This window comes from Streptomyces sp. NPDC002513, assembly GCF_053595355.1.
Map to the genome: position 1 here is coordinate 1 of NZ_JBSFXK010000013.1, position 12,701 is coordinate 12,701.

Annotated in this window: 13 protein-coding genes and 1 rRNA gene; 11 read left to right on the top strand and 3 right to left on the bottom strand. The window is 70.5% G+C overall.

The genetic code is table 11. The features are described 5' to 3' along the window. From rrf to ACWD5Q_RS11805, 10 genes are all read left to right on the top strand, one after another. A 5S ribosomal RNA gene (gene rrf / locus ACWD5Q_RS11760) occupies nt 1-95 on the top strand; the annotation flags it as partial. Between the two features lie 62 nt (nt 96-157). After that, nucleotides 158-814 (top strand): HAD family hydrolase, encoded by a 657-nt coding sequence (locus ACWD5Q_RS11765; protein ID WP_451426847.1) that lies wholly within the window; start codon nt 158-160, stop codon nt 812-814. 93 nt (nt 815-907) lie between these two features. Then, entirely contained in the window at nt 908-1,642 is a 735-nt protein-coding gene (locus ACWD5Q_RS11770) for a VC0807 family protein (RefSeq protein ID WP_451426848.1), read from the top strand. A 111-nt stretch (nt 1,643-1,753) separates the two neighbouring features. Then, nucleotides 1,754-2,995 carry an MFS transporter gene (locus tag ACWD5Q_RS11775; RefSeq protein WP_451426849.1) on the top strand — a complete coding sequence of 414 codons (1,242 nt, stop codon included), beginning with the start codon at nt 1,754-1,756 and terminating at the stop codon, nt 2,993-2,995. Further along, nucleotides 2,946-4,118: an acetoin utilization protein AcuC gene (locus tag ACWD5Q_RS11780; RefSeq protein ID WP_451426850.1), complete on the top strand. Its 1,173-nt coding sequence runs from the start codon at nt 2,946-2,948 to the stop codon at nt 4,116-4,118. The genes ACWD5Q_RS11775 and ACWD5Q_RS11780 overlap by 50 nt, the downstream gene beginning before the upstream one ends. A gap of 229 nt (nt 4,119-4,347) precedes the next feature. Next, nucleotides 4,348-5,163: a phosphatase gene (locus tag ACWD5Q_RS11785; RefSeq protein WP_451426851.1), complete on the top strand. Its 816-nt coding sequence runs from the start codon at nt 4,348-4,350 to the stop codon at nt 5,161-5,163. 129 nt (nt 5,164-5,292) lie between these two features. Next, entirely contained in the window at nt 5,293-5,505 is a 213-nt protein-coding gene (locus tag ACWD5Q_RS11790) for a helix-turn-helix domain-containing protein (protein WP_004984898.1), read from the top strand. 142 nt (nt 5,506-5,647) lie between these two features. Further along, complete coding sequence (locus ACWD5Q_RS11795; protein ID WP_003948845.1) at nt 5,648-5,746, top strand: 30S ribosomal protein bS22; 99 nt, start codon at nt 5,648-5,650, stop codon at nt 5,744-5,746. A 291-nt stretch (nt 5,747-6,037) separates the two neighbouring features. Next, complete coding sequence (locus ACWD5Q_RS11800) at nt 6,038-7,099, top strand: NAD-dependent epimerase/dehydratase family protein (RefSeq protein WP_451426852.1); 1,062 nt, start codon at nt 6,038-6,040, stop codon at nt 7,097-7,099. Between the two features lie 14 nt (nt 7,100-7,113). Next, nucleotides 7,114-8,160 (top strand): lysophospholipid acyltransferase family protein, encoded by a 1,047-nt coding sequence (locus tag ACWD5Q_RS11805; RefSeq protein WP_451426853.1) that lies wholly within the window; start codon nt 7,114-7,116, stop codon nt 8,158-8,160. A 114-nt stretch (nt 8,161-8,274) separates the two neighbouring features. On the opposite strand, the gene ACWD5Q_RS11810 is transcribed toward ACWD5Q_RS11805, so the two are convergent. From ACWD5Q_RS11810 to ACWD5Q_RS11820, 3 genes are all read right to left on the bottom strand, one after another. After that, nucleotides 8,275-9,498 (bottom strand): DUF5667 domain-containing protein, encoded by a 1,224-nt coding sequence (locus tag ACWD5Q_RS11810; protein ID WP_451426854.1) that lies wholly within the window; start codon nt 9,496-9,498, stop codon nt 8,275-8,277. A 400-nt stretch (nt 9,499-9,898) separates the two neighbouring features. Next, complete coding sequence (locus ACWD5Q_RS11815; protein WP_451426855.1) at nt 9,899-10,672, bottom strand: ECF subfamily RNA polymerase sigma factor, BldN family; 774 nt, start codon at nt 10,670-10,672, stop codon at nt 9,899-9,901. 580 nt (nt 10,673-11,252) lie between these two features. Beyond that, nucleotides 11,253-12,179, bottom strand: a complete 927-nt coding sequence (locus ACWD5Q_RS11820) for an HAD family hydrolase (protein WP_451426856.1) — start codon at nt 12,177-12,179, stop codon at nt 11,253-11,255. A 172-nt stretch (nt 12,180-12,351) separates the two neighbouring features. On the opposite strand from ACWD5Q_RS11820, the gene ACWD5Q_RS11825 reads away from it, so the two are divergent. Next, nucleotides 12,352-12,651, top strand: coding sequence for a glutaredoxin family protein (locus ACWD5Q_RS11825; RefSeq protein WP_451426857.1), 300 nt, complete (start codon nt 12,352-12,354; stop codon nt 12,649-12,651). Nucleotides 12,652-12,701 lie beyond the last annotated feature (50 nt).

Consider the following 12,701-nt stretch of genomic DNA (forward strand, 5'->3'; position numbering starts at 1 on the left):
AAACGCCCGGTTACATTTCGAACCCGGAAGCTAAGCCTTACAGCGCCGATGGTACTGCAGGGGGGACCCTGTGGGAGAGTAGGACGCCGCCGAACAATCTTTGGAGGAAACCCCCGTGCCAGTCGGCACGGGGGTTTTCTGCGTTTAGGGTCGAGTCATGCGCTACGACCTCGTCATCTTCGACAACGACGGCGTACTCGTCGACAGTGAGCCCATCTCCAACCGGCTCCTGGCCGCCTATCTCACCGAGCTGGGCCACCCGACCACGTACGAGGATTCCATTCGGGACTACATGGGAGCAGCGATGCACCGCGTCCACGACCTCGTGGGGGAACGGACCGGGCAGCGGCTGCCGGACGACTTCGACGACGTCTTCCATGCCCGTGTCTTCGCCGCGTTCGCACAGGAGTTGAAGCCCGTGACCGGAGTCGTGGACGTCCTGGAGAAGCTGAGCGCCGACGGGATCCCGTACTGCGTGGCATCGTCCGGTAGCCATGAGCGCATCCGTGTGGGACACCGCACGACCGGGCTCGACCGGTGGTTCGACGACGGCCGGATCTTCAGCTCGCAGGACGTGGGGCGCGGTAAGCCGGCGCCCGACCTCTTCCTGTACGCGGCCGAGCGGATGGGGGCCGCCCCCGGGCGGTGCGTGGTCGTGGAGGACAGTCCTCTCGGCGTGCAGGCCGCGGTGGCCGCGGGCATGGACGTCTACGGGTTCACCGCCATGACGCCCGCTGCCCGGCTCACAGGCGCCACCCGACTCTTCTCCAGCATGGGTGAGTTGCCCGACCTGCTGGAACGGCCGCGGTCATGACCCCGGCCACCGGACCGGCACTGACATATGTCATGCCGAGTTCCGGACGATCGTTTCTACTGGCGTACCCCTGCCTTCCGTGAAGCTGAGGGCATGACGACGAAGACGGTTCCCCAGCGCCAGAGCAAGAAGAGCACCTTCGCGCCGCTGATCATGGACGTGGCGATACCGGTCGGGTCCTACTACCTGTTCAAGGACGGGCTCGGAACGAGCACCCTCATGGCTCTCGGCCTCAGCAGCGTCGTGCCCGCCGTGCGGACCGCCTGGAGCGCAATCCGGGAGCGGAAGGTCAACGCCTTCGCCGCACTCATCCTGTTCGTGAACGTGGTCGGGCTGATGCTCAGCTTCGTCGCCGGCGACCCGCGGCTGATGCTCGCCAAGGACAGCGGCGTCAGCAGCGCGATCGGGATCGGGATCCTGGTCTCCGTGGCGCTCGGAAAGCCGATGATGACGGCCGGCATGAAGCCGTGGCTCGTGAAGGGCGACGCGGACAAGGAGGCCGCCTGGGAGCGGCTGCTGATCGGGTCCCCGGCCTTCCGGCGGTTCGAGCGGGTCTTCTCCGTCGTCTGGGGCGTGGTGCTGCTCGGTGAGTGTGTCGTGCGGGTCGTGGGCGCGTACACGCTGCCGGTGGACACGATGGTCTGGCTCGGGAGCATCATCCTCGCCGCCGCCATGGTCCTGGGCTTCCTCGTCAGCGGTGCCCTCGCCGCCGGTCCCATGGCGCGGATGCTCGCCGCCGAAGGGAACGCGGACGCCCGGACGTTCGCCCCGGAGGGCGAGGCGGGCGAGATCCGGTCGGCAGCTCCCGCACCCTTCCTCGCCCGGTGAGACCGAACCTCACCGGTGAGGCCCGACGACGAAGCCGGATGACGAAGCTGAGCGAAATTCATCTTCCGCTGGATCTATCCAGCGGTAACCAGGGGCCCTACCCTCGCCGCCATGACAGATGTGCTGCGGCGCGGCAGGGCCTCTCTGGCGTTCAGCTTCTTCGCCCAAGGCGCCACCTTCGCCCTGCTGGTGACCCGGATTCCGGCCATCCAGGACAGGTACGGGGTCTCCGACGCGCTGCTGCCCGTGTTCCTCGCCGCGGTCCCCGTCCTCGCGGGCGTCGGCAGCGTGACCACCGAGCAACTCGTCAAGCGCGTCCGGCCCAGTCGGCTGCTGCGCTGGTCGCAACCCGTGGTACTGCTGGCCCTCCTCGGCGCCGGGTCGGGGGACCAGGTGGGGGAGCTGGCGGTCGCGCTGGGCGCGTTCGGGCTGACCGTGGGGGCGCTCGATGCCTCCATGAACATGCTCGGGGTGAGTCTTCAGCGGGCCTACGGGCGCAGCATCATGCTCGGTTTCCATGCCACGTACAGTCTCGGCGGGATCGTCGGGGCCTCGCTGGCCTGGGCGGGCGCGCACTGGCATCTCGCGCTGTGGGTGTCGTATCTGCCCGTCGTGGCGGTGCTGCTGCCGGCCACGCTGGTGGGGAGCCGGTGGTACGCCGACGGTGAGGAGCCGCCCGCGCAGGAGGAGCGGGCCGGGACCGGCACCCCCACCGACACCAGCAAAGCCACCGACACCGTCGTCTTCAGGCTGCTGCTGCCGCTGTGTCTGGTGATGACCTTCGCGTACATCGGGGACTCGACCGTCTCCAACTGGAGCGCCAAGTATCTGCAGGACACCCTCGGCAGCTCGGAGCAGCTCGCGACCGTTCCGTACAACGTCTACATGGTCACCACGCTGCTCGGGCGGTCGATGGGGGACTTCGGGGTGCGGCGGTTCGGGGCCGCAGGAGTCGTACGGGCCGGCGCGCTGGTGGCGGCGCTCGGGTTCGCGGTGGTGGCGGGGGCGCCCGGACCCTGGGTGGGGATGCTCGGATTCACTCTGCTGGGCCTGGGGCTGTGCGTGCTCGTGCCGCAGACGTTCGCGGCCGCCGGGCGGCTGTTCCCCGGGACCTCGGACGCGGCGGTCGCGCGCCTGAACATCTTCAACTACGTGGGTTTTCTGATCGGTTCGCCCTTGGTGGGCGCGCTCGGCGACGCCTGGAGCTATCGGGGCGCCATGCTGGTGCCGATGGTGTTGGTCCTGGCGACGCTGGCGCACGCCCGTTCGTTCACGCCCGCGGCGGACCGATACGGTGGCGGGCATGAGCGGCCGCGCACAGCTGATGTGGGACGAGGCAGTAACGCGCTATGACTTCGGACCGGACCATCCGATGGACCCGGTCCGGCTCGCGTTGACGAGGAAGCTGGTCGACGCCTTCGGGCTCGAGAAGGACATCGAGGTGGTCGGGGCGAAGCCCGCGGGCGACTCGACGCTCAGGCTGGTGCACCGGGAGGACTACGTGGAGGCGGTGAAGGCCGCGTCCGCGGACCCGCGGTCGGCCGACGGGTCGTACGGGCTCGGGACCGTGGACGACCCCGCCTTCGCCGGGATGCACGAGGCGTCCGCCCTGATCGCCGGGCAGTCGGTCGGTGCGGCCGAGGCCGTGTGGCGCGGGGACGCCCTGCACGCCGTGAACTTCGCCGGGGGCCTGCACCACGCCATGCCGGGCGGCGCCTCCGGGTTCTGCGTCTACAACGACGCCGCCCTCGCCGTCGCCCGCCTGCTGGAGCTGGGCGCCGAGCGGATCGCGTACGTGGACGTGGACGTGCACCACGGGGACGGGGTGCAGGCCGCGTTCTGGGAGGACCCCCGGGTCCTCACCGTCTCGATGCACGAACATCCGCGGACCCTCTTCCCGCAGACGGGTTGGCCGCAGGAGACGGGTGCCGCGGGGGCCGAGGGCAGCGCGGTCAATGTGGCGCTGCCGGCCGGGACGGGGGACAGGGGGTGGGTGCGGGCCTTCCACGCCGTCGTACCGGAGCTGATCGCCGACTTCCGGCCGCAGGTGCTGGTCACCCAGCACGGCGCCGACTCCCACTTCGAGGACCCGCTCGCGCACCTCGCCGTGTCGCTGGACGCGCAGCGAGCCGTGCAGATGGCGTGCCACGACCTGGCGCACGAGTACGCCGAGGGGCGCTGGGTCGCGCTGGGCGGGGGCGGGTACGCGATCGTCGAGGTCGTACCGCGTTCGTGGACGCATCTGGTCGCCATCGCGGCGGGGCGGCCGATCGAGCCGGAGACCGTGATCCCGGAGAGCTGGCGGCAGGAAGTCTTCGCCCGCACCCGGCAGTTGGCGCCGGCCCGGATGACGGACGGGCGGTGGCCGGTGGGGTACGCGGACTGGGAGTCGGGGTACGACCCGGCGGACCGGGTGGACCAGGCGGTGCTCTCGACGCGCAAGGCGGTGTACCCGCTGCGCGGCCTGCTGCCGTAGCGGGCCCGCACGAGCGGACGCCGCATGATGACCGTGTGGTCCCGGGGCGTCGTACGAACGCGTCACTGTGGGGCGCCGTACGAGCGGGGCGTCCAGGGCGCCGTACGACCGCGCGGCCTGCGCCGAAGGACGGGGTGCCGGGCGGGCGGGGGCGTACCATTACGCCGACCGTGGGGTGTTTCCCGCATTCCGGTCATGCGGGGCCGGCGATTGGGCCAGCATCGCTGGCGTGTTGAGCACCGGAGCGCTGCGTGCGCATCTGCTGTCCGCCCGGCTGGCCGGACCCGTGGCCACGTCGCGCGAGGAAAGCCTGCGCAGCTATCGGCTTTTCGCCGCTCGTGACCCCCGCGTACTGATCGGACTCGATCCCGAAGGGACGTGGGAGCCCCAGGACCTGATCGAATTGATGGCGGACAAGTGCGGGGTCTCGGCCGATCCCCGTCATACCTCCGGCCATGATGTGATTGACCCGGACCGCACACTGGCGGGCCTCGACGCCTTCGCCGAGCGGGTCGGCGGGGCCGCGCGGCGCGGGGAGGCGGTGCTGTTCGGCACCGGTCATCCGCACCGGCTGACCGGGTTCTACGTCGCCCTCGCCCATGCCCTGTCGGCGGCGGGATGTGTTGTTCTCACCCCGGCGCAGGGGCACCGTGTCGACATATTGACCCGGTTCGGCCTACGTACGCACCGCCTTGATTACGTACGAGGAGTCGCTCTCGTACGGAAACCGGATCCCGGACGAGCCGGTTGTGAGCCGGGCGCACACACGCACTCACCGCTGCCGGTCCGTACCGCGCTGGCCGCCGCGGCGGAGGCCGGCGGGCCGCTGCCGGACCTGGTGATCGGGGACCACGGCTGGGTCTGCGGGGCAGGTCAGCTGGGGTTCGAGGCGATCGGGCTGGCCGACACGGACGATCCCGCGCTCTTCGTCGGAGAGGCGGAGGGGCGCGTGTCCGTCGTCGTTCCGCTCGATGACGCTGTGCGGTCTGATTACTACCGGCCGCTTACTCGCTATGTACTCAATCGAGCGTGTCTGTCACAGTAGGCCGCGGATGGCATCCCCTCTTCCCCACTTGCATCACCCGCACCTAGTCTGGGGAGTGAGCACGCAACGACGAAGAGTCACCGGAAGGGGAAGCCGGTGGCCGTCGAGTGCGGAAGGTTCAGGTGTGTCATGGCTGCAGCTGGCGAGAGGCCTCTGAACGAGGTTCAGTTCCTGACCGTGGCGGAAGTCGCCTCGGTGATGCGCGTGTCGAAGATGACCGTGTACCGTCTGGTGCACAGCGGTCATCTGCCGGCGATCCGGGTGGGCAGGTCCTTCCGGGTGCCGGAGCAAGCGGTTCACGAATACCTCCGCGAGAGTTATGTGGGGGTGGAGACGGCCTGACGGCGGTCCGGCGGGGCCCGTCGGGACCTGCCGGGCCACCTCGATTACGACCTCAGCGCTCGGGCGGGTAGGCTAGCCCCTCGTAGGTCGTATGGGCCCATGGCGCCCAGCACCGAGTGATGAGAAGTGAGCGAGGGTAGTCGTGGGCTCTGTTATCAAGAAGCGGCGCAAGCGGATGGCGAAGAAGAAGCACCGCAAGCTGCTCAAGCGCACTCGCGTTCAGCGTCGCAACAAGAAGTAAGGCGCGGCCCCGTCAAGGGACGCCCTTACTTCTGTGCGCGCACGCGCGTCGGCCCCCCACCATCGGTGGGGGGCCTTGCTCTTTTCCGGAGGCGGGAAGGCGCTGTGCGGATGCCTGTGCGGCCGAATGGCCGGGTCCGGTCGTACGTACGGGGGTGTCGTCACTTCGTGCATCAGGCGGTCATCACAGTGCAACATCGACCGGCTAAGTTGGCCGCACAGGGGGAACGCGGCAGGCTGAGGGCAGAGCTCAAGTCCATGACGGGACGGGACGGGAAGAGAGGCGCTGATCTTGGGCAAGGTCGTGCTCGTGACCGGAGTGGCCCGCCGGCTCGGTGGCCGGTTCGTACGACGGATCCAGCGTGACCCGGAGGTCGACCGGGTGGTCGCGGTGGACGCGGTCCCGCCTGAGCACCATCTGGGCGGCGCCGACTTCGTCCGGACGGACATCCGCCAGCCCGCCATCGCCCGCGTGCTCGCCGAGCACGCCGTCGACACGGTCGTCCACCTGGACGTGACCGGTACCCCGCTGGGCAGCGGCAGCCGGGCCACGGTGAAGGAGACCAACGTCATCGGCACGATGCAGCTGCTCGGCGCCTGCCAGAAGTCCCCGGCGGTCAGACGGCTCGTGGTGAAGTCCAGCACCAACGTCTACGGGTCGGCGTCCCGCGACCCGGCCGTCTTCACCGAGACGACCTCGCCCAAGTCCCTGCCCAGCGGAGGCTTCGCCAAGGACACCGTCGAGGTCGAGGGGTACGTACGGGGCTTCGCGCGGCGCCGTCCCGATGTGGCGGTCTGTGTGCTGCGCTTCGCCAACATTCTCGGCCCGAACGCCGATACGCCCCTCGCCTCGTACTTCTCGCTGCCGGTGCTGCCCACGGTCCTCGGCTACGACCCGCGGCTGCAGTTCGTGCACGAGGACGACGTGATCGAGGTGCTGCGGATCGGCTCGCACGAGCCGCAGCGCGGCACGCTCAACAGCGGCACGTTCAACGTGGCCGGAGACGGTGTGCTGCTGCTGTCGCAGTGCGCGCGGCGTCTGGGGCGGCCCACCGTGCCCCTGCTGCTGCCGGCGGTCACCTGGGTCGGCTCGGCGATGCGCAACCTGGGCATGACGGACTTCTCGCCCGAGCAGATCCGGCTGCTCACCCATGGCCGGGTGGTGGCGACGGACCAGATGCGCGAGACACTGGGGTACGAGCCGAAGTACACGACCGCCCAGACGTTCGCGGACTTCGCGCGCAGCCGCGGGCCCGGACTGCTGCCGCCGGAGGCCCTCGCGGGGGCCGTGGACCGGATCGCCGCACTGCCCGCCCTGGGCGGTGGCCACCCCCCGGCGCAGAGCACCGACTGAGGAGCGCAGCAACGATGGCGGACGCCAAGGTCATTCCGTTCGACGACGACCGGTCCCGCGGTGCTGCCGCGCAGCGGCGCCGGAGCGCGGGGAGCCGGCGCAAGGGCGAGCCCGCGGCGGTCCGGGAGGTGCAGCCGCTGCCCGGCGGCGAGACGCCCCGGGATCTCTCGGACGACGTCCCCGGGACGCGGGGGGAAGAGCCGCCGGCCCGGCCCCGGGACGGGGGCCTGGAGCGGCGCCTCGCCGCGGGCCTGTCCTTTCTGCGACGCCGGCTGGCGGGCGACTACGAGGTCGACGACTTCGGCTACGACGAGCAGCTCACGGACCAGGTCCTGATGTCGCTGCTGCGGCCGGTGTACGAGAAGTACTTCCGGGTCGAGGTCAAGGGCATCGAGAACATCCCGGCGAAGGGCGGGGCGCTGATCGTCGCCAACCACTCCGGCACGCTGCCGCTGGACGGCCTGATGATGCAGGTCGCCGTGCACGACAACCACCCGGCGGGCCGCCATCTGCGGCTCCTGGCGGCCGATCTGGTCTTCGCGCTGCCGGTGGTCAACGAACTGGCCCGCAAGCTCGGTCACACCCTTGCCTGCGCCGAGGACGCCGAGCGGCTGCTCGAGCAGGGCGAACTGGTCGGGGTGATGCCGGAGGGCTTCAAGGGCATCGGCAAGCCCTTCGGCGACCGGTACAAGCTCCAGCGCTTCGGGCGTGGCGGTTTCGTCTCCACCGCGCTGCGCCAGGGGGCGCCGATCGTTCCGTGCTCGATCGTCGGGGCCGAGGAGATCTACCCGATGATCGGCAACGCGAAGACCCTCGCCCGGCTGCTGGGGTTCCCGTACTTCCCGATCACTCCGACGTTCCCGTGGCTGGGGCCGCTGGGCGCGATCCCGCTGCCGACGAAGTGGACGATCCAGTTCGGTGAGCCGATCCGGACGGACGGCTATCCGCCGGAGGCCGCCGACGACCCGATGCTGATGTTCAACCTGACGGACCAGGTCAGGGAGCAGATCCAGCACACGCTGTACAAGCTGCTGGTGCAGCGCAGGTCGGTCTTCTTCTGACGCGTCCCGCCGGATAGCCGGGACCCGGGGACTGGCGGCGGGATTTTCCGGTACGACGACGGGGGCGCCCCTCGTGCGGGGGGCGCCCCCGTCGTCGTACGGGCCCTGTGTGCCCTATCTGGTCTCTTCGCTGTCGATGCCGAGTCCCGGCAGCAGGCCGGGGAGCAGCGGGGGCAGGGTCACGTGCGGTTCCGTCGACGGGCTCTTGCTCGACGACGGGGAACCGCTGGCGGAGTCCTTCGGCGGGTCCAGCAGGCCGCCCGTGCTGCCGCCGAGCAGGCCGTCACCGTCGCTCTGGGACGCGGACGGTTCGGGCGTACCGCTGGCGGCGGAGCGGCTGTCGCCGGTGGCGCCGCCGGAGGTGCTGGGGGCCGCGCCGCCCGTGCCGGCGGAGCCGGTGGGGGCCGGGCCCACGTCCCCCCGGTGCGTGCCGGAGCCGCCCGGGGACGGGGGCTGCGGCAGCAGCGACTGCAGCGGGGCGACCTCCTGGTCTATGGCGTCGAAGACCGACGAGACCTGTTGGCTCACGTCGCCGAGCTGGACCGGCAGCCGGTCGCGCAGGGTGCCCCAGGTCACGCGGTGGGACCGGGAGAAGGCGGAGAGGGCCTGGATGGGGGCGAGGGAGCCGTTGTGCTCGTATGCCTCGTGCAGCAGGCGGTGGCCTTCGGACGCGTCGTGCTGGACGCCGGACAGGGTGCGCCGGATCTCGCCGATGGACTCGTGGTCGAGCTGGCCGGCACGGCCGCGCTCCATCAGCCGACGGGCCTCGTTCAGCCGGACGGAGGCCTGGTCGAGGTAGAGTTGCCCGCGCTCGTTGTCCCCCTCGGCCATGCCGAGTCTGACGTCCTCGATGCCGCGTTTGAGGCCGTAGAGGGAGTCGCCGGGCAGGGCGTCGGAACTGGCGGCGGCCACTCCTCCGAAGGAGGCAGCGGCCACGCCGACGCTGAGCCCGCCCGCGGCGAGGCCCTTGGTGAGCCGGGTGCGCGGGCGCAACTTCCCCAGCGGATGTGCCCGGTGAGCACCCCGGGCCCGGTGGCCGCGCTGCTCGGGCACGGAAGGATCCGCGGCCTCGCCTCCCGCGCCCTCCTGCAGCATGGCCTCCATCGCGGCCACCAGACGCGCGCGCTGGACGACCTTGACCTCGGGGTCCAGCACAGGTCTGGGCAGCTCGCCGAGGCCGGTCGCGAGGGCCAACAGGCGGGTGCACTCGGTCCGTTCCGCGGCAGCCGGGGCCGATCCGTCGGGCTGCCCGGCCGCCGTACCCCGGTCGTCGGACTGCTCCTCCAGGGCCTGGGCGAAGGCGTTCGCCCGCCGGTGGGCCGATACGTTCGCGATCACTGGCGGCACCTCCTCTCGTCATGACGGTCGACTCCCCAGGGGGTCCTGAGGGTTGCACACCCTGGCCGCATACACCCGATCGGGTGATCGGAGGCGGCCAGGGGTGACCGCAGGGAGTCTGTGTCCCGCACAACGAGCGGCTCGGCACTTGGGTTACGGACGACGGATGATCGGACCGCGAACTCAACGAGCATACACAGAACGTGAGTTGACTGTTGCGGTGCGTGTACGGCGGGTGGGGTGGGCACGGTCGCGAGGCGGCTCGGTGGCGGGACGGGGAGGCCGCTCGCCGCAGTGGTGACGCGGCGGTGCGGCGGCTCGGGGGATGGTGCCGGGGACGGTGGGGGCGCTGTGGGGGACGGGGGTGGCTGGACGGGGCCAGGGGCGTGGTTCGCGGATCTCAGCGGGCGTCTTCGGGCAGGAGCCGGGCGAGGGTGCGCACGGCCCGGTACTGGAGGGTCTTGATCGCACCCTCGTTCTTGCCCATCACACGGGCCGTCTCGGCGACCGAGAGGCCCTGGAGGAAGCGGAGCGTCACGCACTCCTGCTGCTGGGGGTTGAGCCGCCGTACGGCATCGAGGAGGGCGGCGTTGGAGAGGGACTCGAGGACGGAGTCCTCCGGGGAGCGCTCGACCTCGTTGGCGTCGAGCATCTCGCCGGTGGTGACCTCGAGCCGGAAACGGCTCGACTTGAAGTGGTCGGCGACGAGGTTGCGGGCGATGGTGACGAGCCAGGCGCCGAAGTCGCGCCCCTGCCAGGTGAAGGTGCCGATCCGCCGCAGGGCGCGCAGAAAGGTCTCGCTGGTCAGGTCCTCGGCGGTCGCCTTGCTTCCCACCCGGTAGTAGATGTAGCGGTACACGGTGTCGCTGTACTGGTCGTACAGGCGCCCGAAGGCCTCGGCCTCGCCGGCCTGGGCGCGCTCCACGAGGTCCATCATGCGGGCGCTGTCACTGTCCGCAGCCGGGCGGCGCGCGGTGGCCGCCGAGCCGGAACGGCTCCGTCTGCCGCCGACCGCGGCGCTGCCGTCGGCCAGTGCGTAGCACGGGCCGACGGGGGCGGCGGTGGCGAAGGCGGGGACGGCGTACGCGGTGGGGACGATGCCGCGCAACAGGTCGTTGACCGCCGCGCGCAGCGTAGCCAGGCCCGAGGCGTCAACCCCGACGTGTGGGTACACGGGACTCCCAGAGGCAGAGCTTCCATCACGTGCAGTGCGGAACCATTCACCCGTCGTAGCGACGGAGGGGTACCGGTTTGCGTCTGAGGAGAATAACGCTTAGTACAGGCGGCGCTACACCCAGTTGCTCAAATCATCGATTACGTCGCTTCTGTAACCGATTGACGTCCGCTCAAGTGCCGCACGGTGACCGCTTGTTGATCGAATGAGTTCGACTTCTGTCCGGGTGCGGGGCGTGTTGTGGCCGGGTGCGTGCGAGGGGCGTGGTGGGAAGGGGTGTGGGGTAGAACACCGCGAATGCGGGCGTGGCCCGGAGCCGGATCGGTCCCGGCGCGCCTTCGGCCGCGGTTCGCTCGGGGTCCGTTCGCGAATCGTCCATGGATCGTCCACAGTTTGTCCACAGATCGTCCGCGGTCCGCAGACCGTCCGCGGCCCGCCCGAGGGGACGGTGGGCAGCGGTCACGGAGTGTGATGGTCGCGCGGACGCCTCGACCGGCACCCCGCTCAGCGCTTCTGCGCTTCTGAGCTTCTGAGTTTCAGGGGTGGTGCGGTCCGGCGGAAGGGGTGGCCTGGCGCTGGTTCAGCGGCGGCGGCGGTGCAGGGCGATGGCCGCTGCCGTGCCGCCCGCCACCGCGCCCACGCCGGCCGCCGCCGGGAGGCCGACCTTGGCGGCCTTGCGGGCCGTGCGGTAGTCCCGCAGGCGCCAGTCCTGGGCGCGGGCGTGCTTGCGGAGCTTGGGGTCCGGGTTGATCGCGTAGGGGTGACCCACCAGCGACAGCATCGGGATGTCGTTGTGGGAGTCGCTGTACGCCGCGCAGCGGGACAGGTCCAGGCCCTCCGCCGCCGCCAGGGCGCGCACCGCCTCCGCCTTGGCCGGGCCGTGCAGGGGCTCGCCCACCAGGCGGCCGGTGTAGACGCCGTCGACGGACTCCGCCACCGTGCCCAGGGCTCCGGTCAGGCCCAGCCTGCGGGCGATCACCGTGGCGATCTCCACCGGTGCCGCCGTGACCAGCCACACCTTCTGACCCGCGTCCAGGTGTGCCTGTGCCAGCGCCCGCGTACCCGGCCAGATCCGCTCGGCCATGTACTCGTCGTAGATCTCCTCGCCGATCGACATCAGCTCGGAGACCCGATGGCCCTTGACGATCGACAGCGCCGAGTCGCGGGCGTCCTGCATGTGTTCGGGGTCCTCGACCCCGGCCAGCCGGAACCACGCCTGCTGCCAGGCGAACTTCGCCAGGTCGCGCGTCTCGAAGAACTTCCGCTTGTACAGGCCCCGTCCGAAGTGGAACAGCGCGGCGCCCTGCATCACGGTGTTGTCCAGGTCGAAGAACGCCGCGGCCTTCTCGTCCCCGAGGACCGGGAATTCCGGTTCCCGATCGGGGACGTCCTGGGCGACGGTGTCCTGGGAGGTCTTGCGCGCTGCCTCAGCCGAGGCCTCGCCTGCCAACACACTCCGCGCCGTGGCGGAGCGCCTACGGGGAGTGAGCCATCCGAGAGCGGCCATGACGCGAGCATAGCCAGTCTGTTCGGTGGTTCCGGAGTCGAGAGGTTGGAAGGCTGTGAACTCTCCGCGACCGTGCCGTTAAAGAAGCGATCCGACCGGCGTGGCGGCGTGGCGGTGACCGGCGGTCGCGCGGTACGCGCTCGGGACCCACTCGGGCCCTTCCGGGGTGAAAATGGCCGACATGAGTCCCATCTTTCGGCGGAAGAGCGCCCAGGGCGGCGATCCTCGGGACCGCCTCGTCACCCTCGTCCGCAAGCCCGGCTGCCATCTGTGTGACGACGCGCAGACCGTCATCGAGAAGGTCTGCGGCGAGCTGGGCGTTCCCTGGGAGCAGAAGGACATCACCGAGGACGAGGAACTGCACCGCCGGTACTGGGAGCAGATCCCGGTCGTGCTGGTCGACGGCGCCCAGCACACGTTCTGGCGCGTGAACGAAGAGCGCCTGCGCAAGGCGCTCACCGCGACCGGCTGAGCGGTCGTGGCGAAACTGACCGTTCAGTCCAAGTGGGCCGGAAAGTCGCT

What these genes read in the sequence shown, in the direction of transcription:
- ACWD5Q_RS11765 (WP_451426847.1), top strand. Translation starts at nt 158, where the DNA reads ATGCGCTACGACCTCGTCATCTTCGACAACGACGGCGTACTCGTCGAC.
- ACWD5Q_RS11770 (WP_451426848.1), top strand. Translation starts at nt 908, where the DNA reads ATGACGACGAAGACGGTTCCCCAGCGCCAGAGCAAGAAGAGCACCTTC.
- ACWD5Q_RS11775 (WP_451426849.1), top strand. Translation starts at nt 1,754, where the DNA reads ATGACAGATGTGCTGCGGCGCGGCAGGGCCTCTCTGGCGTTCAGCTTC.
- ACWD5Q_RS11780 (WP_451426850.1), top strand. Translation starts at nt 2,946, where the DNA reads ATGAGCGGCCGCGCACAGCTGATGTGGGACGAGGCAGTAACGCGCTAT.
- ACWD5Q_RS11790 (WP_004984898.1), top strand. Translation starts at nt 5,293, where the DNA reads ATGGCTGCAGCTGGCGAGAGGCCTCTGAACGAGGTTCAGTTCCTGACC.
- ACWD5Q_RS11805 (WP_451426853.1), top strand. Translation starts at nt 7,114, where the DNA reads ATGGCGGACGCCAAGGTCATTCCGTTCGACGACGACCGGTCCCGCGGT.
- ACWD5Q_RS11820 (WP_451426856.1), bottom strand. Translation starts at nt 12,179, where the DNA reads ATGGCCGCTCTCGGATGGCTCACTCCCCGTAGGCGCTCCGCCACGGCG.
- ACWD5Q_RS11825 (WP_451426857.1), top strand. Translation starts at nt 12,352, where the DNA reads ATGGCCGACATGAGTCCCATCTTTCGGCGGAAGAGCGCCCAGGGCGGC.